The following is a 20,345-nucleotide window of genomic DNA, read 5'->3' as shown; positions in this document are numbered from 1 at the left end:
AGAAATTCTGACAAGGCAGGAGGCCGCCCATGCGTGTGGGTCTGTATCCCGGCACCTTCGACCCGATCACCATCGGGCACATCGACATCATCCGCCGCGCCAGCGCCCTGGTGGACAAGCTGGTGATCGGCGTGGCGATCAACCGTGACAAGGGGCCGCTGTTCGATCTGGAAGAGCGGGTCGGCATGATTGAAGCGGAATGCGCCAAGCTGAGCGATGAGACCGGCACCGAGATCGTCGCGCATCCGTTTGAAAATCTCTTGATTGACTGCGCCCGCGACGTGGGGGCCCAGATCATCGTGCGCGGCCTGCGGGCGGTTGCTGATTTCGAGTATGAATTCCAGATGGTCGGCATGAACCGGGCGCTCGACAGTTCGATCGAGACCGTGTTCCTGATGGCCGAGGCGCGGCATCAGGCGATTGCCTCCAAGCTGGTCAAGGAGATCGCCCGGCTGGACGGCGATGTATCAAAATTCGTCTCTCCGCTGGTCAAGGACAAGCTGCTGGCGCGTTTGGGCAAGACCGCCTGACCCTGTTTGCAGCATAGAACACAGGCAAAGCCGGGCTGACGCCCGGCTTTGTGCTTTCGGCGGCGCGCTGCGCGCGAGCGGCGGCTGGCGCCGCCAAGTCAAAGGAAGGGGGCTTGGAGCTCTCCAAAGCAGCAGCTTCAGATCCCTCCGCGCCCTAGGCCTGCCTGCCGCACCGGCCCGGCGCGCCGCCAGCAGAATGGCCGTCTCCCCGCCGGGGGCGGGGGCCCTCGGCAATTCAGCTGGCCCCGCTTAGGCCGCCGCGGCGGACGGCTGGCAGGCGCGGACGGCTCCGAAGCAGCGGCAGCGGTGACAGCGGCTCAGCGCCAGAAGGCGACCCAGTCGATCAGGGCGAACAGTTTCTTGCCCAGGAAGATCAAGTGCGTGTCGCCGAACAGGGCGATGTCAATGATAGCGGCGGCGATCAGGAGCAGTCCCAGGGAAATGGCAATCCGGTTGGTCATGAAAGCTCCGCCGCAAAGGAAAACGCCCGCCCAGATAACCTGAGCGGGCGTGAATTCTCAAGGGGTTGAGGGCGTTTAGCCCAGTTTGCCCATCGCCACGGCCACGTCGGCCATGCGGACCGAGAAGCCCCACTCGTTGTCGTACCAGGCCAGAACGCGGACCATGCGGTCCTCGACCACGCGGGTCTGGTCGGGTGCAAAGATCGAGCTTTCCGGGGTGTGGTTGAAGTCGGTGGAGACCAGCGGCGCCGGCTCAAAGCCCAGAACGCCCTTCATCGGGCCCTCAGCCGCTTCCTTGACGGCGGCGTTGATCTGCTCGGCGGTCACGTCGCGGCCTGCGCGGAAGGTCAGGTCGACAGCGGATACATTCGGGGTCGGCACGCGGATGGCGGAACCGTCCAGGCGGCCCTTCAAGTTCGGCAGCACCTCGCCCAGGGCCTTGGCGGCGCCGGTCGAGGTCGGGATCATCGACATGGCTGCAGCGCGGGCGCGGTACAGGTCCTTGTGGCGGCGGTCCAGGGTCGGCTGGTCGCCGGTGTAGGCGTGGATGGTGGTCATGATGCCGTGCTCGATGCCGAACGCCTCGTCCAGCACCTTGGCCAGCGGCGCCAGGCAGTTGGTGGTGCAGGAGCCGTTGGAGATCATGGTGTCGCCGGCTTCCAGCTGGTCGTCGTTGACGCCAAAGACGATGGTCTTGTCGACGTTCTTGCCGGGGGCGGACAGCAGCACTTTCTTCGCGCCGCGCTCCAGGTGGGCCTTCGCCTTCTCACCGTCGTTGAACTTGCCGGTGCATTCCAGAACGACGTCGCAGCCGTCCCAGTCCAGCTCGTTCATGTCGTAGGTGGAGAACATCTGCATGTCGCCGCGGCCCAGGTTCATGGTGCCGTCGCCGATGGTCACTTCGCCCGGGAAACGGCCATGTACAGAGTCGTATTTGATCAGGTGCGCTGCGGTCTCCAGCGGGCCGGTGGCGTTCACCTTGATCACTTCGATGTCGTCGCGGCCCGAGGCGGCGATGTGCGACAGGGTGCAGCGGCCGATGCGGCCAAAACCGTTGATCCCGACTTTGATGGTCATGAGTTACGTCTCCAAGCGAGCAAAAACCTTTGGCCGCCATATAGACCGGGGCGGATGTGGTCTAAAGGGGTAAAAGCGTCATTAAATGAAACTGTTAGCGCAAAATCATGATGTTGGCGGTAACGGTTTGCGGCGGTGGCGTTAACGGAAATCCGCGGTTCCGGCGCGGTGGCGCTAACGCTTGTGCTGCGCCGCGGAAGCGGGCAGATTGCCTGTTAAAGCGGATAGATTTTGAGGATATTGGCATGAGCGGATTGCTGGCGCTTCTGGATGACGTGGCGGGGATCGCCAAGGTGGCGGCGGCCTCGGTCGATGATGTGGCGGCAGCAGCGGGCAAGGCCGGGGCCAAGACCGCCGGGGTGATCATCGACGATGCTGCGGTGACGCCGAAATACCTGCAGGGCTTCGCGCCGGCGCGCGAGCTGCCGATCATCTGGCGCATCACCCGCGGCTCTCTGTTCAACAAGCTGATCCTGCTGCTGCCGGTGGCGATGCTGCTCGCGAATTTCGCGCCTTGGCTGATCACGCCCTTGCTGATGCTGGGCGGGTCCTACCTGTGTTTCGAGGGGGCAGAGAAGATTTTTCACGTGCTGTTTCCCCATGCCAGCCACGCCATTGACGAGGACATGAGCATCAAGGACCCGGGCCATCTGGAGGAGCAGAAGATCAAGGGCGCGATCAAGACCGACTTCATCCTGTCGGCGGAGATCATGACCATCGCGCTGGCCGCCATTGAGGCACCGAGCGTCTGGATGCAGGCGGCAACGCTGGCGGTGGTGGCCATCGGCGTGACGCTGGCGGTCTACGGTTCTGTCGCGCTGATCGTGAAGATGGATGACGTGGGGCTGTACCTGGCGCAGAATGCGCTTACGTCTCCGGGCCGGGGCCTGGGGCGCGGGCTGGTGAAATTCATGCCGGTGCTGATGAAGATCCTGTCGGTGGTCGGCACTGCGGCGATGTTGTGGGTGGGCGGTTCCATCATCATCCACGGGCTGGAGGTGCTGGGCTTTGGCTGGCTGGGCCATCATATTCACGACTGGGCCTATGCCGTCGGCCACGCGGTGCCAGCGGGCTGGACCGGCGCTGTGGAATGGGCTGCCAAGGCGGCGATGGACGGGGTGTTTGGCCTCGCTTGGGGACTGGTGCTGATCCCGCTGGCGACCAAGGTGATCGGGCCGGTTCTAGGGATGTTTGAGAGCGCGAAGAAGGGCCATTGAGAATGAGAAGGTCATTTCTGGAATATGACCAAAACTCCTGCGCTTAAGACTTTCAGATTATTGCATAACCTGCCAGTTCAAGCAAAGACACTTGACCTAGATTGCAAGATATTACGTAGGAATATCAAACTATGACCCGTGATAGGTGGATAGATGACCCTAAAGCTCTGGAAGAAGCCGAAAAGGTTTACGCGTTCATTGGGATGTATGTAATTTGTTTTCAGTGGTTTGAGGACAAGTTCGATGAGATTTTCACTTTAGGAAAAGGCATCAAAAACTCAAAGGAGACACAAAGCTGGCTCGTCAAGAAGACCTTTAGCGACAAGTTGAAGACCTTCCGGAAGTTTGCGCGTGATGAATCTATCTTTCACCCCAGCCCACAAAAAGGTTGGTACGAAAACTTTGACCTCATAATGAATGAAATTGACGAAGAGCGAGAACGACGAAACAGCCTAGTTCACTCCAGTTTTCTCTTTGATTTTCTAGCTATAGATCAACCTGTAATTTCGACAGAAAAGAAGAAGGTGAATGGCGAGGCTCAGTTTGTTCACAATGAGTTATCGAGCGAAAATCGGGATAGGGTTCTCAAAGAGATTGCGGACTTATCATTCAGATTCAGCGTGGCGTGTGTGCAGTTGAGGAATCTTGCTAAGAACCCTTGAATGCCATCGTTAACCGGCATCGTGTGTCTGGGTACTACCAGTCTGCGAATTCTGGGCTTGTGGTGCCGCTTAGACTTTATCTACGGAACCGAACAATTTGCCCCACGCCATGACTGGTCAAAAAGAAAAGGGCACCCGATTGGGGTGCCCTTGCTGTGTGGAGTTGAACAAACTTCACCCCAGCAGCTCTTTCACCTTCGCCACTGTGCCCTCAGCTGTAATGCCGAAGCGTTCAAACAGCTCGCCTGCCGGTGCGGAGGCGCCGAAGCGGTCCATGCCGACGAAACCGGCTTTCTTCTCCTGGCCGCGCTCGCCCAGCAGCCAGCGGTCCCAGCCGCCGGCGCGGACAGCCGCTTCGATGCCGACGCGGACCGGGCCTGCGGGCAGGACCTTGCGGCGGTAGGCTTCGTCCTGCTCGGCAAACAGCTCCATGCAGGGCATGGAGACCACGCGGGTGCCGATGCCTTCGGCCTCCAGCTTGGCCTTGGCTTCCATCGCGACGGAGACCTCGGAGCCGGTGGCGATCAGGATCACCTGGCGCTTGTTCTCGGCCTCGGCCAGAACATAGGCGCCTTTTTCCACCATGTTGGTCAGCTTGTGCTCGGTCCGCACGGTGGGCAGGTTCTGACGGGTCAGGGCCAGCACCGAGGGGGTTTCCTTGGCGGTGATGGCGATTTCCCAGGCTTCGGCGGTCTCAACAGTGTCGGCCGGGCGGAACACATAGGTGTTCGGGGTCGCGCGGCAAATGGCCAGATGCTCGACCGGCTGGTGGGTCGGACCGTCTTCGCCGACGCCGATCGAGTCGTGGGTCATCACGAACACGGTCGGGATCTTGGAGAGCGCGGCCAGGCGCATCGCCGGGCGGGCATAGTCGGTGAAGCAGAAGAAGGTGCCGCCGTAGGGGCGCATGCCGCCGTGCAGGGCCATACCGTTCATCGCTGCGGCCATGCCGTGCTCACGGATGCCCCAGTAGACATAGCGGCCCTTGCGGTTGTCGGTGTCAAAGACGCCCAGATCGCCGGTCTTGGTGTTGTTGGAGCCGGTGAGATCGGCAGAGCCGCCCACGGTTTCCGGCATCAAGGGGTTGATGACGGCCAGCGCCATCTCGGAGGATTTGCGGGTGGCAACCTTGGGCTGCTCTTCGCTCACCTGCTTTTTCAGCGCCTTGATGGCGGCAGACAGTTTCTTGGGCGCGTCCAGCGCATAGGCGCGGTTGAAGCGGTCCTGCTTCTGCTGCGAGAGCTCGGCAAAACGGGCTTCCCAGGCTTCACGCTCGGACTTGCCGCGGGCGCCGATTTCTTCCCACTGGGACTTGATGTCCGCGGGAACCTCGAACGGGCCACCGGTCCAGCCGTAGGCGTCCTTGGCTGCTTGCAGCTGCTCGGGATCGGTCAGCGCGCCGTGGCCTTTGGAGGTGTCCTGCGCGGCGTGGCCCAGGGCGATGTGGGTCTTGCAAGCGATCATCGAAGGCTTCTTGGACTTCTTGGCTGCCTCGATGGCCTGGTCGATGGCCTTGGGGTCGTGGCCGTCGATTTCCAGCACCTGCCAGCCCGACGCCTTGAAGCGCTGCACCTGGTTGGTGCGGTCGGACAGGTCAACGGTGCCGTCGATGGTGATGTTGTTGTTGTCCCAGAACACGATCAGCTTGCCCAGCTGGTGGCGGCCGGCCAGGCCGATGGCTTCCTGGCTGATGCCTTCCATCAGGCAGCCGTCGCCGGCGATCACATAGGTGTGGTGATCCACGACCTTGCGGCCGTAATGGGCACGCTGCATTTCCTCTGCCATGGCAAAGCCGACAGCGTTGGAGATGCCTTGGCCCAGCGGGCCGGTGGTCACTTCGACGGCATCGACCAGGAAGTTCTCCGGGTGGCCCGCGGTGATCGCGCCCATCTGGCGGAAGTTCTTGATCTGATCCAGGGTGACCTGCTTGTCGCCGGCCAGGTAGAGCAGCGAATAAATCAGCATCGAGCCGTGGCCCGCCGACAGGATGAACCGGTCGCGGTCCGGCCAGGACGGGTTGGATGCATCAAATTTGAGGTGCTTTTCGAACAGCACGGTCGCCACATCGGCCATGCCGATGGGCATACCGGTGTGGCCGGAGTTGGCGGCGGCGACGGCGTCCAGAGCCAGCGCGCGGATTGCGGCGGCCTTGTTCCAATGCTCGGGATTGGCGGTGCGCAGGGCTGTCAGGTCCACTGGGATTGTTCCTTTGGCGTTACAGGCAATTGCTGCGCTCAATAACAGCGATGAGCCAAAGATCAAGCATGGTTGCGCGCATGTCTGCTGGCTTGCGCGAAGTTGGCGCGGCAAGTGGTTGAAAGACAAGGGGGGGTGTTTTATCCCTGAAGGGGAATAACTGGCCCCATGTCAGCGGCGCGTGCGCGATTCGCGCAGGTGCCGGAAAAAGAGTGAACTGATGTGGACGGGTGAGGGACAGGCATGAACCAGATCGAAGAATTGCAAGGCCGCATCCAGGCCGCGCTGGCGCGCATCAGTGCGGGCACCTCAGCGCTGCAGGAAGCTCGCGAGGCGGACAAGGTCAAGGCGGCTGAAGCCATAGCCGAAGCTGCCCAGGCAGCGGAAGCGGCTGCGGCAAGTGCTGCAAATGAGGCGCTGGAGCAGGCGCTGGACGAAGAAAAAACCGCCAACGCCCAGCTGGAAGAGCGGGTGAAGGTGCTGCACGCCCGTCTGCAGGAGGCCGAAAGCAAGACACCTGCCGATGGCGGTGATGTTGCGGCCATGGAGGCGGAGCTGCAGCTGCTGCGCAATGAGGCGGGCGACCCGGCGGAGAAGGAAGCGTTGCGGGCTGAGGTTGAGCGTCTCAGGGGCCAACTGGAAGCCGCCGCCAATACGGCGGCGAGCGAGAAAGAGAATCTGGAGGATCAGCTCACCGAGATTCAGGCTGCAAACGACAGCCTGAAAGCCCGCTTGGAAGAGGCTGAAGAGAATGGCGGGCAAGCCGCGGCAGAGCCGGCCGCAGACTCCGGCATGAGTGCAGAGATTGAACGCCAGAACGAAGCCCTGCTGCGGCTGGACACCGAACTGCAGCAGCTGCGCCAGGCCAACGAGGAGCTGCGCGCCTCCAACGCGGCGCTGCGCGAGGCCAACGCCCAGGGCTTGGGCGATGCCGGGCTGATCAATGCTTCGATGGAAGCCGAAATTGAGGGGCTGCGCGCAGCCCAGGCCAGCGACCAGGCCCAAGTGAACGCGGTTCTGGCCAAGCTGGAACCGCTGCTGGCCAATGCCCGCAACCTGCCCGAAGGAGAGGAAGTCTGATGCCCGAAGTGACCATTCATATCGGCGGCCGCGGCTTTGAGGTCTCCTGCCAGGAGGGCGAGGAAAGCTATCTGCACTCTGCCGCCAAGATGCTGGACGACGAGGCGCAAGTGCTGTCGGATCAGATCGGCCGCATGCCCGAGGCGCGGATGCTGTTGATGGCCGGGCTGATGCTGGCGGACAAGACCGCTGCCGTCGAAGACCGGATCAAGGAAGTGGAGGCTGAACTGGCCGAACGCGTGCAGGAACTGGAGGCGCTGAAGAACGCGCCAGCGCCGGAACCGGAGCGTGTTGAAGTGCCGGTAGTGCCGCCGATGGTCACCGAGGCGCTGGCCGAGATCGCGGCCCGAAGCGAGGCGCTGGCCCAGGAGATCGAAGAAAAATCCGCAGGCTGAGGGCACAGTTCCCTTGAGTCTTTCCGAAACGAAAAAAGGCGCCCCGCAGGGCGCCTTTTTCCTTTTTACAGCAGAAGCCGCGATCAGCCGTTGGCTTCGCGGATCTTGTCGGCGGCGTCCTTGTTGAAGGCGATGCCGTTGTCCTCGAACATGCCGTCCAGCTCGCCCGACAGTGTCATCTCGGTGATGATGTCGCAGCCGCCGACGAACTCGCCTTTGACGTAAAGCTGCGGAATGGTCGGCCAGTCGGAGTAGTCCTTGATGCCCGCGCGGATCTCTTCATCCGCCAGAACGTTCACGTCGGTGTAGTCCACGCCGATATAGTTCAGCACCGCCGCCACACGCGAGGAGAAGCCGCACTGCGGCATTTCCTTGGTGCCTTTCATGTAGAGCACCACGTCATTGGCTTTGACGGTTTCGTCGATGCGGGTCTTTGCGTCGGTCATAAGTCAGTATCCTTTCGGCTGCTGCGCCGTTTGCGTTGGCCGTCATATAGGCAGTTTCGCGGGTTTTGCCAATCCGCCCCGCAGGCGATGCAGGGCTCAGTGCAACGCTATTTCGCCTTGTTCTTGGGAACGAAAAATCGTGCGTATTCCTGCGGGTCTTTCGGGACTTTCCACGTGCGGACGGAGCCGCCGCCCATTCCCGACTGATAGTCTGAGCGCAGGGTGTGGTAATCCGGGTCCTCATCGTCCTCCTCCAGCGGGCGGCGGCGCTGGGACACGGCCGCAACAACGGCGGTCATCACCACAATGCCGAGCACCAGGATGGAGGAGAACAGAGACACGAATCCTACTCCGGCGCCTTGGTGGTCAGCGCCAGGGCGTGCAACTCTCCGTCAGGCCCGTCCATCTTGCCTTTCAGCGCGGCATACACGGCGCGCTGCTGCTGGACGCGGTTTTTGCCGCGGAAGCTTTCGTCGACGACCATCGCCGACATGTGAACGCCATCGGTGCCGCCGACCTGGATTTCGGCGTCCGGGAAGGCTTCGCGCAGCAGTTCTTCGATTTCATGGGCTTGCATGGGCATCCGGGGAAGTCCTTTGTCTTGTTCGGTAAAAATGTAGGGGGGCGCCGGGGGCTGTGCAAGCAGGATTAGCAGCCGTTCTGGGCGAAGGGCGCGAGGCTTTCGACGAAGTCCGGAAGACTGGCCAGGGCCTCTTGCACGCTGTCATCCTCGAAATCCCAGACCGAAGCCGGGTTTTCCGGGCAAAGCGCACGGGTCAGCTCAGAACAGCGGGCCTGCAGGTCTTCCGGCAGGGGCAGGGCGGCGGCCTCCTGCAGCACCAGCAGCGCCTCGTGGATCGGGCGCAGCACCCGCAGGGCGCGGGTCATATGGGTCAGCAGGTCCGGGTCATCCCGCCAGGTTTCGCCGTCAAACAGGTCTTGTGTCACCCGCTGGCCGGCACCGGCGCAGGAATAGGCCACGCAGCCGCCAAAACCGCAGGCTTCCAGATCCTCGTGGATGGTGCAGCGGAAGTCCGGAGCGAGATTGGGACAGGGGGTGTCCGCGTCCTTCAGGAGGCCGAAATCCTCATGCGCTTCAAACGGATAGGCCACGCAGCAAAGGCCCGCGCAGCGGCTGCAATCCTCTTTCAGGTCGGGAAGGGTCATGGGCAGGTCCCCGGTCAAAGGAAAAGGCGGGACGGCTATGCCATCCCGCCCTTTGTATTGTAACGAGCGCTGCCCGGCGGTGCGAGCGGTCAGGCTACAGCAGCGGCAAAGCTGGAGCGGAAGATCTCCTTCAGCTCGGTCAGCGGCGCCTCAGAGCCGCCGATCTTCACCATGTCGCCGCCGAACTTGCCGACGGTGGTGACGGTGACCCCCGCCTGGCCCGCGGCCAGCATCAGCGCTTCGGCCTGGTCGAAGTTGCAGGCGATCAGATAACGCGCCTGGTCCTCGCCGAACACGGTTTGGGTGTCGCCCGCGTCGATCTGCACGCCGACGCCGGCTTCCTCCGCCATTTCGAACGCCGCCAGCGCCAGGCCGCCGTCGCCGAGGTCGGTGCAGGCCTTGATCAGCTCGCGATTGGCGCGGATGAACTCGCCGTTGCGCTTCTCGGCTTCCAGGTCCACCGCCGGGGCGTCGCCGTCCTCGCGGTTGAAAACTTCCGCCAGCAGTGCCGACTGGCCCAGATGGCCGACGGTTTCACCCACCAGCAGGGCAACATGGCCGTCGCGGGCCTCTCCGATGATCGGCTCTTCGCCCGCGGCAATCAGGCCCACGGCGCCGATGGTCGGGGTCGGCAGGATGCCCTTGCCGTCGGTTTCATTGTAGAGCGACACGTTGCCGGAGACGATCGGCATGTCTAGCGCGGCAACCGCCTCGCCGATGCCCTTGATGGCACCGACGAACTGGCCCATGATCTCAGGCTTTTCCGGGTTGCCGAAGTTCAGGTTGTCGGTGGTTGCCAGCGGCTTGGCGCCAACAGCAGTCAGGTTGCGGTAGGCCTCGGCCACCGCCTGCTTGCCGCCCTCGAACGGGTTTGCCTTGACGTAGCGCGGGGTCACGTCGGAGGTGAAGGCCAGCTTCTTGTCAGTGCCATGCACACGCACGATACCGGAACCGGCACCCGGACGGCGCTGGGTGTCGCCCATCACGGTGGTGTCGTACTGCTCGTAAACCCACTGCTTGCCTGCGTAGTTCGGCGAGGACAGCAGCGCCTTGAGCCCGTCAATCGGGTCAATGGTCGGCACATCCGCGTCGGTCAGCGGCTCGGCTGCCGGGGTTTCCACCCACGGGCGGTCGTATTCCGGCGCGGTGGACGACAGTTTCGACAGTACAAGATCGGCTTTCACTTCGCCGTTGTGCATGATCAGGAAGCGGTCTTCGGCAATGGTCTCGCCGACGATGGCAAAGTCCAGATCCCACTTCTCGAACACCGCGCGCGCCTCGGCTTCCAGCTCCGGCTTCAGAACCATCAGCATCCGCTCCTGGGATTCCGACAGCATCATCTCGTAGGCGGTCATGTTCTCTTCGCGCTGCGGCACCTTTTCCAGGTCCAGGCGCACGCCCAGTTTGCCCTTGTCGCCCATTTCCACGGCCGAACAGGTGAGGCCCGCGGCGCCCATGTCCTGGATCGAGATCACCGCGCCGGTCTGCATCAGCTCCAGCGTGGCTTCCATCAGGCGCTTTTCAGTGAAGGGGTCGCCGACCTGAACGGTGGGGCGCTTTTCCTCGATGGTGTCGTCGAATTCCGCCGATGCCATGGTGGCGCCGCCGACGCCGTCACGGCCGGTCTTTGCGCCGAGGTACACAACCGGCATGCCAACGCCCGAGGCGGCGGAGTAGAAAATGCCGTCCGTCTTGGCGAGGCCTGCAGCAAATGCGTTTACCAGGCAGTTGCCGTTGTAGGCGGGGTGAAAGCGGACTTCGCCGCCAACGCAAGGAACGCCAAAGCAGTTGCCGTAGCCGCCGATGCCCTCAACCACGCCGTTGACCAGCTGGCGGGTCTTGTGGTGGGCGGGCTCGCCGAAGGACAGCGAATTCATCGAGGCGATGGGCCGCGCGCCCATGGTGAAAACGTCGCGCAGAATGCCGCCAACTCCGGTTGCCGCGCCCTGGTAGGGCTCTATGTAGGAGGGGTGGTTGTGGCTTTCCATCTTGAAAACAACGGCATCGCCGTCGCCAATGTCCACGATGCCCGCGTTTTCACCGGGGCCGCAGATCACCTGCGGACCGTCGGTCGGCAGGGTGCGCAGCCATTTCTTGGAGGACTTATAGGAGCAGTGCTCGTTCCACATCGCCGAGAAAATGCCCAGCTCGGTGAAGGTCGGCTCCCGCCCGATGATTTCGAGGATCAGATCGTATTCCTCGGGCTTCAGCCCGTGATTGGCAATCAATTCAGGCGTGATGGCGGGTTCCTGCATCCGTAAACGTCCCCAATGGCTGCGATTGCGCGCCTTTTAGGGCAAGGCGGGGCGCGGGGGAAGTGGAATTAAACGAATCCACTGCAGATGCCGCCGGAGGCGCCTTTGCGCCGCAGCATGCCCGCCTCCGTATCGTTGGGCAGCAGATGGCATTGCAGGGTTGTCAAATCGGCGGAAATTGCGGCTCGGGCCAAGCAAGCTGCTGAAAATACAAGCATTGCGAATGTAGACGGTAAGAAACGTCAAATGTTTTCGGGCATGTTTTTTTAATCTGATGCTATCCAGCAGTGGCAGTCTATGGCCGGAGACAGACATGCACACTGTTAGCCCAATACCAGAGGCCGATGTTTGCAGCGCCTTAAGAGCTGTTACAGGCCAATGGGTTACAGCCAAAAAAAAGGCCGAGCACTAAGCTCGGCCGAAGTCCAACAGGGAGGTATGAAGGGGGGCGTTGCCGCCGCCTTCATGAGGTTCATTTAGGGCTCCGGGCCTGCCCCTTCAAGGGGATTAACAACAAATGAGCGTCAATGCTGCTATGCGGTTTTTGCATGGCTGGGGCGGCGCTCTGTTTGCAAGGCAGTCCGGATGCCGGTCCGCTTGCCGCAACGCAGCAGGAGCGGACTGATCCGGAGGCGGGCGGGATCACAGCTTGCCCAGCGCTTTCATATGCTTGCGGTGTTCCATGATCTCGGACTGGACGAAGTCGCGGAAGGCACCGACCCGCTGCGAATGACGCAGCTCTTCCGGGTAGGCCAGGTATACGGGAACCTCGTTCTGGTCCTCGTGCGGCAGCACCTCGACAAGTTGCGGGAACTCTTCTGTTACATAGTCTGGCAGAATGCCGATGCCCAGATTGTGCAGGACACCCTGCAGAACGCCGAAGTAGTTGTTCACGGTCAGCAGCGATGCCGGATCCAGCGCCATCAGTTTCTTGCCCAGCACGGCGGCAGAACCGACCTGCGCTGAACTCTGGTTCTGGCAGATCAGGCGGTGCTGGGAAATGTCTGCAGAGGTTTCCAGGTTGCCGTGCTTCTCCAGATACTCCGGTGTCGCATATAGCCCCATGCGCACCGTCATCAGCCGCTTGCGCACCAAGTCGGCCTGGCTGGGCTCCTTCATGCGGATAGCCACATCGGCCTCGCGCATCGGCAGGTCCAGCACACGTTCCTCCAGCATCAGGTCGATTTTGAGGTTGGGGTACTGCTCATAAAGCTTGGTCAGCCGCGGAGCCAGCCACAGGGTGCCAAAACCGACGGTGGTGGTCACCCGCAGCTCACCGAACACTTCCTCTTCGCTGTCACGGATACGCGCGGCGGCAGCGTCCAGGCGGCTGGTCATGGATTGGGTAGCGTCGAACAGAAGCTCACCCTGTTCGGTGAGAATCAGCCCGCGTGCATGCCGGTGGAACAGAGTGGCGTTCAGGCTTTCCTCCAGCGCACGGATCTGGCGGCTGACCGCCGATTGCGACAGGTTCAGCTTGTCGCCGGCATGGGTCAGGCTGCCCGCGTCCGCCACCGCGTGAAATATTCTGAGCTTGTCCCAATCCATATCCGTTACTTTCCGTGCGTTTGGGGCCGACTATATGAAATCTTAGTTATGTATCAGTTTTCGATGCGCAAGCGAGCGAAAACGAAAAAAAAGCGGCTATTCAGGTCAGCAATTATGACCTATTCTGCGCGCCAGAATGTGCAAGCTAATCCCGGTTGAGGAGGCCACGATGAGCACGCAAAAGATCTCACTCAATGATAAATACGATCTGACCAAATCGCCGGTTCTGCTGAATGGCACCCAGGCGCTGGTGCGGCTGATGCTGATGCAGAAGCAGCGCGACACGGCAGCAGGCCTGAACACGGCCGGCCTGGTCACCGGCTACCGCGGATCGCCGCTGGGTGCGGTGGACCTGCAGATGAGCCGCGCTGAAAAGCACTTGAAAGCGGCGGATGTCACCTTTCAGTACGGTCTGAACGAGGATCTGGCGGTCACCGCCCTGTGGGGCGCGCAGCAGGCTGAGGTGCGCGGCGAAGGCAAGTATGACGGCGTCTTTGGCCTGTGGTACGGCAAGGGCCCTGGCGTCGACCGCTCTGGCGACGCGCTGCGTCATGCCAACATGGCCGGCACCTCCAAGCACGGCGGCGTGCTCTTGGCGATGGGCGACGACCACACCGGTGAAAGCTCCACCGTGCTGCACCAGTCTGAATGGTCGCTGCTGGACTGCTACCTGCCGATCGTCAGCCCCGCGGGGGTGCAGGAGATCCTGGACTACGGCATCTACGGCTATGCGCTCAGCCGCTTCTCGGGCCTGTGGGTCGGTCTCAAGACCATGAAGGACACCATCGAGGTGACCTCGGTCGTGGACGCCCGCCCGGACCGGATGCAGATGGTGACGCCGGAGTTCGACATGCCGGCGGATGGGCTGAACATCCGCCTGGATGACGACCGGTTCCGTCAGGAAGACCGCATCATCGACTACAAGCGCTTTGCGGCAGAGGCGTTCAGCCATGCCAACAAGATGGACAAGCGCGTGTGGGGCAAGCCCGGCGCCAAGATCGGTTTTGTCGCGGCAGGCAAGAACTGGCTTGACCTGGTGCATGCGCTCAAGCTGTTGAACATCGACGAAAACATGGCTGAGCGGCTGGGCATCACCACCTACAAGGTGGGCCAGACCTGGCCGATGGACATGAAAGGCTTCAACGACTGGGCCGAAGACCTGGACCTGATCGTCGTGGTCGAGGAAAAGCGCAAGCTGATCGAGATCCAGATCAAGGAAGCGATCTTTGACACCCGCCAGGGCCGCCGCGTCTATGGCTGGTACAAGGGCGGCGCCGGCTCCATGCACCGGGACGAGCTGTTCCCGACACGCTATGCGCTCGACCCGATCATGATCGCCGAGAAGCTCGGCAACATCCTGATCGAGGAAGGCCGCGACACCGAGGCTCTGCGCGCCGGGCTGGAGAGCCTGGCAGAGGCCCGCCGCGCTGACAACGCCGAGGAAATCGCGACCCGGCTGCCCTATTTCTGCTCCGGCTGCCCGCACAACAGCTCGACCAAGCTGCCGGACGGCTCCCGCGCCTATGCGGGCATCGGCTGCCATTTCATGGTGCAGTGGATGGACCGGGAAACCACCGGGTTCACCCATATGGGCGGCGAAGGCGTCAACTGGGTGGGCGAGGCGCCGTTCTCCAAGCGCAAGCATGTGTTCCAGAACCTGGGCGACGGCACCTACAACCACTCCGGCGTGCAGGCGATCCGTGCGGCGCTCGCCGAAGGCACCAACATCACCTACAAGATCCTCTACAACGACGCGGTGGCGATGACCGGCGGCCAGCAGGCCGAGGGCGGCCTGACCGCGCAGCAGATCGCGCATGAGCTGAAGGCGATGGGCGTCAAGACCATCGCGGTGGTCTACGACGAGAAGGAGGACGTGGAGGCCTCCCTGTTCCCGGCCGGGATGCGGATGCACGAACGCGCCGAGATGATGAAGATCCAGCGCGAGTTCGAACAGATCGAGGGCGTCTCTGCCATCATCTACATTCAGACCTGCGCCGCCGAGAAACGCCGCCGCCGCAAGCGGGGCCAGTTCCCGGATCCGGACCAGCGGGTGTTTATCAACTCCGATGTTTGCGAAGGCTGCGGCGATTGCGGGGTGCAGTCGAACTGCGTCTCCATCGTGCCCAAGGACACCGAACAGGGCCGCAAGCGGGCGATTGACCAGTCGTCCTGCAACAAGGACTTCTCCTGCCTCAACGGCTTCTGCCCGTCCTTCGTGACGGTGGAAGGCGCCAAGATCCGCAAGGAAGCAACCGCTGACATCGACCTGCCGCATCTGGCGAAACCGGAGCTGCCGGAGATCAGCGGCACCCATAACGTGGTGATCACCGGCGTCGGCGGCACCGGGGTTGTGACCATCGGTGCGGTGCTGGCGCAGGCAGCGCAGATCGATGGGCTGGGCGCCGGGCTGATGGAAATGGCCGGTCTCGCCCAGAAGGGCGGCGCGGTGCACATCCACTGCCGGATTGCCAATAAGCCGGAAGACATCTCAGCCATCCGCGTCGCCACCGGCGAAGCGCATGCGCTGATCGGCGGCGATCTGGTGGTGAGCGCGGGCGCCAAGACCCTGGGCCTGACCACCTCCGGCCAGACCGGCGCGGTGGTGAACAGCCACGAGATCATCACCGGCGATTTCACCCGCAACACTGAGTTCGCGATCCCCACCGACCGGCTGGAAGTGGCCCTGCAAGCGCGCCTGCGCGAGCGGCTGGACCTGTTCGACGCATCCGAGCTGGCGCGCGCGACCATGGGCGACTCGATCTTCTCGAACATGATGGTGTTCGGCGGAGCCTGGCAGAAGGGCCTGATCCCGGTCAGCCATGAAGCCATCGAACAGGCGATCGAGATGAACGGCGCCGCGGTGGAGCGCAACAAGCGCGCCTTCGACATCGGCCGCTGGGCGGTGCTGCACCCTGAAGAAGCGGCTCGTCTGATCCAGCCCAAGGTGGTGGAAAAGCCCAAGTCGCTGGACGAAAAAATCGCCTTCCGCGCCGATCACCTGGTGGCCTACCAGGGCAAGGGTCTGGCCAAGCGCTATGCGAAACTGCTGGACGGCATCAGCGATCCCGCGCTGAAAGAGGCGGTGGCAAAGGGTTACCACAAGCTGTTGTCCTACAAGGACGAATACGAGGTGGCCCGCCTGCTGCTGGACAGCCGTGCCAAGGCGGAAGCGGAGTTCGAGGGCGACCTCAAGCTGTCCTACCACCTGGCGCCGCCGATGCTGGGCGGCACGGACCCGAACGGGCGCCCGCAAAAGCGCAAGTTCGGTGCTGGGATGGAGCGCTGGTTCCGGGTGCTCGCCAAGCTGAAGTCCCTGCGCGGCACCCCGCTCGACATCTTTGGCTACACCGAAGAGCGCAAAATGGAGCGGGCGCTGATCAAGCAGTATGAGGCCGACATGCAGGAATGGCTGCCCAAAGCCCGTGCGGAGATCATGGAGCCGCTGGTGGCGCTGGCCGAGCTGCCGCTGCAGATCCGCGGCTTCGGACCGGTGAAACTGGCAAACGAACAGAAGGCCGCGAAGCGCCGCGAAGAGCTGCTGGCTGCCCTGCGCCAGGGCGGCACGGCTGTAAAACAGGCGGCCGAGTAACGCTGAACGGCATTGGGGCAGGGCGGGGCACTCCCGCCCGCTCCGGACCATCCTTGGGATGGCCCCTCCCGGTTGGGCCCGGCGCCGCGCTGACGCGCGGCGTTTGCCGTTCCACGGCGCCGTTTGCGCATCTGGACACCCCGGGGCACTGGGCAGGACCCCGGCCAAGTCTTGCAGCAAAACGTCACACCCATGTTACGCATCCATTGCAGAATGCGCTTCCGGCCTTATCTGGCCGCTGACACCAGACGGAGACCCGCCACAGATGCAGGCGCAACGCCATATTGCCCGTGATATTTCCTATGCCCATTCGGCCTCCACCCGCGCGGGACGCGCGGTGATCCGGCTGATGGAGAACTCCACCGGGCGCCTCGGCCTGATCCGGCGTGCGGCTGGATATGAACGAGATGTAGCCGCAGGCCGCAGCTTCTGGAGCGTGATGGCGGAGCGCTACGGTCTGTCGCTGGAGGTGGCCAGAGGATCGCTGGAGAACATTCCGCGGGACAAGCCGGTGATCCTGATTGCCAATCACCCCTATGGGATCCTCGACGGGCTGATGATGGGGCATATCCTGTCCCAGACGCGGGGAGACTTCCGCATTCTGGCAAATCAGGTGTTCCGCAAGGCGGAGGATCTGAGCAAGGTGATCCTGCCAGTGGACTTCGCCGGGACACGGCAGGCCATGCAGACCAACCTGCAGACCCGCAAGGCCGCGCTCAGCTTTCTGGGGCAGGGCGGTGCCATCGGCATCTTCCCTGGCGGCACTGTGTCCACCGCGGCCCGGCCCTTTGACCACCCGATGGACCCGGGCTGGCGCGGCTTTACCGCGCGGATGGTGGCCAAATCGGATGCGGTGGTGGTTCCGGTCTTCTTCGACGGCCACACCTCGCGCCTGTTCCAGATTGCCAGCCATTTGCATGTCACACTGCGGATGGGGCTGCTGATCAAGGAGTTCCGCAAACGTGTCGATACCCCGGTGAGGGTCGTTATCGGCGAGCCGATTGGCCGCGACGTATTGGACCCGCTGGCCAAAGACACAAAAGCAATGATGGATTTCCTGCGCAAAGCGACGTATGACCTGTCTCCGGTACCGCTCAAATCCTATGCGCATGGGTTTGAGTTCGAGGAGAAACACCGCGCGTGAGAGAGCTTTATGGCTGTTGGCATCTTTGATTCAGGCCTGGGCGGGCTGACCGTCCTTGACGCAGCGCAAAAGCGGCTGCCGGATGTGAATTTCCTGTACTACGGCGACAACGCCCGCGCGCCCTATGGTGTGCGCGATGCCGAGGATGTCTATCAGCTGACCAAGACGGCCGTGGCCGGTATGTGGGACAAGGGCTGCGATCTGGTGATCCTCGCCTGCAACACCGCTTCTGCTGCCGCGCTGCGCCGGATGCAGGAGGGCGGCCTGCCCAAGGGCAAGCGGGTGCTGGGGGTGTTTGTGCCGCTGATCGAAGCGCTGACTGAGCGCCAGTGGGGCGACAACTCGCCCCCGCGTGAGGTCGCGGTGCAGCATGTGGCGCTGTTCGCCACCCCGGCGACCGTCGCCAGCCGCGCCTTCCAGCGCGAACTGGCGTTCCGCGCCATTGGCGTAGACGTCGAGGCACAGGCCTGCGGCGGCGTCGTGGATGCCATCGAAGACGGCGACATGATCCTGGCGGAGGCGCTGGTGCGTTCCCACGTTGATGCGCTGAAACGCAAGATGCCGCATCCGGAGGCCGCGATTCTGGGCTGCACCCACTACCCGCTGATGGAACAGACGTTCCAGGAGGCGCTGGGGCCGGAGGTCAAGGTGTTCAGCCAGGGCAATCTGGTCGCGGACAGCCTGGCAGACTATCTGACCCGCCATCCTGACATGTACGGCAACGGTGGAGGCGGCTTTTTCACCACCGGGAACCCGGGCCGTGTAAGCGACCGCGCGACCCAGTTTCTCCGACGGGAAATCACCTTTCAGGCGGCCTGAACACCGACCGTCCGGAACCTTGTTCCAGGTCAAAGTGTGCGGGCGCCTTTCCCCGTATTTCTCTCCGCAGATGGCTGCGGAACCGGCATATCATATTGAAAGACGAGGTCTGACATGACCCATAAAGTGGCTATCCTTGGCGCTTCCGGCTACACCGGCGCCGAACTGGTGCGGCTGATCGCGCAGCACCCGAACATCGAGATCGCGGCGCTGTCCGCCGACCGTAAGGCCGGCATGACCATGGCCGAAGTGTTCCCGCACCTGCGCCATATGGAGCTGCCGGTGCTGTGCAAGATCGACGAGATCGACTTTGCCGGCATCGACCTTTGCTTCTGCGCGCTGCCGCACAAGACCAGCCAGGAAGTGATCGCGGCCCTGCCCAAGGACCTCAAGATCGTTGACCTGTCGGCGGACTTCCGGCTGCGCGACCCGGCGGAATACGAGAAGTGGTACGGCAATCCGCACACTGCGCTGGAGCAGCAGGAAGAGGCTGTTTACGGCCTGACAGAGTTCTACCGGAATGAGATCAAATCCGCGCGCCTGGTGGCCGGCACGGGCTGCAACGCCGCAACCGGCCAGTTTGCCCTGCGGCCGCTTATCGAAGCCGGTGTTATCGACCTGGACGAGATCATTCTGGATCTGAAATGCGCCGTCTCCGGCGCCGGGCGGTCGCTCAAGGAAAACCTGCTGCATGCCGAGCTGAGCGAGGGCTACAACGCCTATGCTATCGGCGGCACCCACCGGCACCTGGGCGAATTCGACCAGGAGTTCAGCAAGATCGCAGGCCGCCCGGTCAAGGTGCAGTTCACCCCGCATCTGCTGCCGGTGAACCGCGGCATCCTGGCGACCGTCTATGTAAAGGGCGACGCGCAGGCGATTCATGATACCTTTGCCAAGGCCTATGCTGATGAGCCGTTCATTGAGCTGCTGCCCTTGGGTGAGGCGCCCTCTACCCATCACGTGCGCGGCTCCAACTTCTGCCATATCGGCGTGGCGCAGGACCGGATCGAAGGCCGTACCATCGTCTTTGCGGCACTGGATAACCTGACAAAAGGAAGCAGCGGCCAGGCCTTGCAGAACGCAAACCTGATGTTAGGTGAGGAAGAAACCCAAGGTCTGATGATGGCGCCGCTGTTCCCCTGATCAGGGGCCGGCGCTGTTGGGGCCTGAATAGAGGACACCATGAAGAACCTGAAGAAACAGCGCCGGATCCAGGTCATCGCGGTTGCCGCGGTGGCCCTGATCGTGGCAACCGCCCTGATCGGCTATGCCATGCGGGACGGGATCAACTACTTCCGCTCGCCCAGCCAGGTGATGGAAGAGCCGCCGAAGCCATCCGAGGTGTTCCGCATCGGCGGGCTGGTGGCGGAAGGCTCCTTGCAGCGCGGCCAGGGAGAAACCGTGCGCTTTGCGGTGACGGACGGCGGCGCGACTGTAAACGTCGCCTATACCGGGGTTCTGCCTGACCTGTTCGAGGAGAACCAGGGCATGGTTGGCACAGGTCGATACGTGAACGGTGTCTTTGAAGCCACTGAAATCCTGGCAAAACATGATGAGACTTACATGCCCAAGGAAGTCATGGACGCGCTGAAGGAGCAGGGGGTTTATCAGGAACCCGGAACCTGAGCCCTGGCAGGTTTTCAAACAATGGCCCCGCAGGACTGCTGTCCTGCGGGGCTTTTTCTTTCCGGGCCCACCAGCAAACAGAACCCGGGTGTTGCGCTGGCAGCGCGCGGTGGCCTCAGCCGATGTTAGCGCC

General features: G+C 62.6%; 19 protein-coding genes. 10 read left to right on the top strand and 9 right to left on the bottom strand.

All coding sequences use genetic code 11. The annotated features are described in order from the left end of the window. Positions 1-29: 29 nt before the first annotated feature. Entirely contained in the window at positions 30-530 is a 501-nt protein-coding gene (gene coaD, locus AC4HIX_RS00920; RefSeq protein WP_475051909.1) for a pantetheine-phosphate adenylyltransferase, read from the top strand. A gap of 317 nt (positions 531-847) precedes the next feature. Here the strand turns inward: coaD and AC4HIX_RS00915 are convergent, their stop codons facing one another. Further along, positions 848-991: a hypothetical protein gene (locus tag AC4HIX_RS00915; RefSeq protein ID WP_490397502.1), complete on the bottom strand. Its 144-nt coding sequence runs from the start codon at positions 989-991 to the stop codon at positions 848-850. A 75-nt stretch (positions 992-1,066) separates the two neighbouring features. Continuing rightward, complete coding sequence (gene gap / locus AC4HIX_RS00910) at positions 1,067-2,068, bottom strand: type I glyceraldehyde-3-phosphate dehydrogenase (protein ID WP_490397501.1); 1,002 nt, start codon at positions 2,066-2,068, stop codon at positions 1,067-1,069. Positions 2,069-2,313: 245 nt separating this feature from the next. Here gap and AC4HIX_RS00905 point away from each other — a divergent pair, with 245 nt between their 5' ends. Next, positions 2,314-3,285, top strand: coding sequence for a DUF808 domain-containing protein (locus AC4HIX_RS00905; RefSeq protein WP_490397500.1), 972 nt, complete (start codon positions 2,314-2,316; stop codon positions 3,283-3,285). Positions 3,286-3,416: 131 nt separating this feature from the next. Further along, on the top strand, positions 3,417-3,947 hold the full coding sequence (locus AC4HIX_RS00900) for a hypothetical protein (RefSeq protein ID WP_490397499.1): 531 nt from the start codon (positions 3,417-3,419) through the stop codon (positions 3,945-3,947). A gap of 174 nt (positions 3,948-4,121) precedes the next feature. On the opposite strand, the gene tkt is transcribed toward AC4HIX_RS00900, so the two are convergent. Further along, a complete protein-coding gene (gene tkt / locus AC4HIX_RS00895) occupies positions 4,122-6,143 on the bottom strand; it encodes a transketolase (protein ID WP_490397498.1) in 2,022 nt (673 codons plus the stop codon). 243 nt (positions 6,144-6,386) lie between these two features. Between tkt and AC4HIX_RS00890 the strand changes: the two genes are divergently transcribed. Continuing rightward, positions 6,387-7,223: a coiled-coil domain-containing protein gene (locus AC4HIX_RS00890; protein WP_490397497.1), complete on the top strand. Its 837-nt coding sequence runs from the start codon at positions 6,387-6,389 to the stop codon at positions 7,221-7,223. After that, positions 7,223-7,618, top strand: coding sequence for a cell division protein ZapA (locus AC4HIX_RS00885; RefSeq protein WP_475051922.1), 396 nt, complete (start codon positions 7,223-7,225; stop codon positions 7,616-7,618). Before AC4HIX_RS00890 ends, AC4HIX_RS00885 begins: the two co-directional genes overlap by 1 nt. Before the next feature lie 83 nt (positions 7,619-7,701). On the opposite strand, the gene grxD is transcribed toward AC4HIX_RS00885, so the two are convergent. The 6 genes from grxD to AC4HIX_RS00855 form a co-directional block, all read right to left on the bottom strand. After that, the gene (gene grxD / locus AC4HIX_RS00880; RefSeq protein WP_490397496.1) at positions 7,702-8,064 is read right to left on the bottom strand and encodes a Grx4 family monothiol glutaredoxin; all 363 of its coding nucleotides are present in this window, start codon (positions 8,062-8,064) and stop codon (positions 7,702-7,704) included. Positions 8,065-8,171: 107 nt separating this feature from the next. Beyond that, positions 8,172-8,405 (bottom strand): hypothetical protein, encoded by a 234-nt coding sequence (locus AC4HIX_RS00875; RefSeq protein WP_490397495.1) that lies wholly within the window; start codon positions 8,403-8,405, stop codon positions 8,172-8,174. Between the two features lie 5 nt (positions 8,406-8,410). Continuing rightward, positions 8,411-8,647, bottom strand: a complete 237-nt coding sequence (locus AC4HIX_RS00870) for a BolA family protein (RefSeq protein WP_027237713.1) — start codon at positions 8,645-8,647, stop codon at positions 8,411-8,413. A 65-nt stretch (positions 8,648-8,712) separates the two neighbouring features. Continuing rightward, a complete protein-coding gene (locus AC4HIX_RS00865; RefSeq protein WP_490397494.1) occupies positions 8,713-9,231 on the bottom strand; it encodes a hypothetical protein in 519 nt (172 codons plus the stop codon). Positions 9,232-9,320: 89 nt separating this feature from the next. Further along, complete coding sequence (gene purL / locus AC4HIX_RS00860) at positions 9,321-11,486, bottom strand: phosphoribosylformylglycinamidine synthase subunit PurL (protein ID WP_490397493.1); 2,166 nt, start codon at positions 11,484-11,486, stop codon at positions 9,321-9,323. Positions 11,487-12,128: 642 nt separating this feature from the next. Next, positions 12,129-13,034: a LysR family transcriptional regulator gene (locus AC4HIX_RS00855; RefSeq protein ID WP_475051932.1), complete on the bottom strand. Its 906-nt coding sequence runs from the start codon at positions 13,032-13,034 to the stop codon at positions 12,129-12,131. Positions 13,035-13,203: 169 nt separating this feature from the next. Between AC4HIX_RS00855 and AC4HIX_RS00850 the strand changes: the two genes are divergently transcribed. The 5 genes from AC4HIX_RS00850 to ccmE all read left to right on the top strand — a co-directional run bounded on the left by AC4HIX_RS00850 (position 13,204) and on the right by ccmE (position 20,212). Continuing rightward, a complete protein-coding gene (locus AC4HIX_RS00850; protein WP_490397492.1) occupies positions 13,204-16,623 on the top strand; it encodes an indolepyruvate ferredoxin oxidoreductase family protein in 3,420 nt (1,139 codons plus the stop codon). Between the two features lie 265 nt (positions 16,624-16,888). Next, positions 16,889-17,767, top strand: a complete 879-nt coding sequence (locus tag AC4HIX_RS00845) for a lysophospholipid acyltransferase family protein (RefSeq protein ID WP_490397491.1) — start codon at positions 16,889-16,891, stop codon at positions 17,765-17,767. A 9-nt stretch (positions 17,768-17,776) separates the two neighbouring features. Then, positions 17,777-18,586: a glutamate racemase gene (locus tag AC4HIX_RS00840; RefSeq protein ID WP_475051936.1), complete on the top strand. Its 810-nt coding sequence runs from the start codon at positions 17,777-17,779 to the stop codon at positions 18,584-18,586. A 114-nt stretch (positions 18,587-18,700) separates the two neighbouring features. Next, positions 18,701-19,729 (top strand): N-acetyl-gamma-glutamyl-phosphate reductase, encoded by a 1,029-nt coding sequence (gene argC, locus AC4HIX_RS00835; RefSeq protein WP_490397490.1) that lies wholly within the window; start codon positions 18,701-18,703, stop codon positions 19,727-19,729. Between the two features lie 39 nt (positions 19,730-19,768). Beyond that, a complete protein-coding gene (gene ccmE, locus AC4HIX_RS00830; protein WP_475051941.1) occupies positions 19,769-20,212 on the top strand; it encodes a cytochrome c maturation protein CcmE in 444 nt (147 codons plus the stop codon). Positions 20,213-20,345: the final 133 nt, after the last annotated feature.

Source organism: Leisingera sp., from assembly GCF_982940295.1.
The sequence above is the reverse complement of the archived record's forward strand: the minus strand, read 5'-3'. Positions and strand labels throughout refer to the sequence as shown.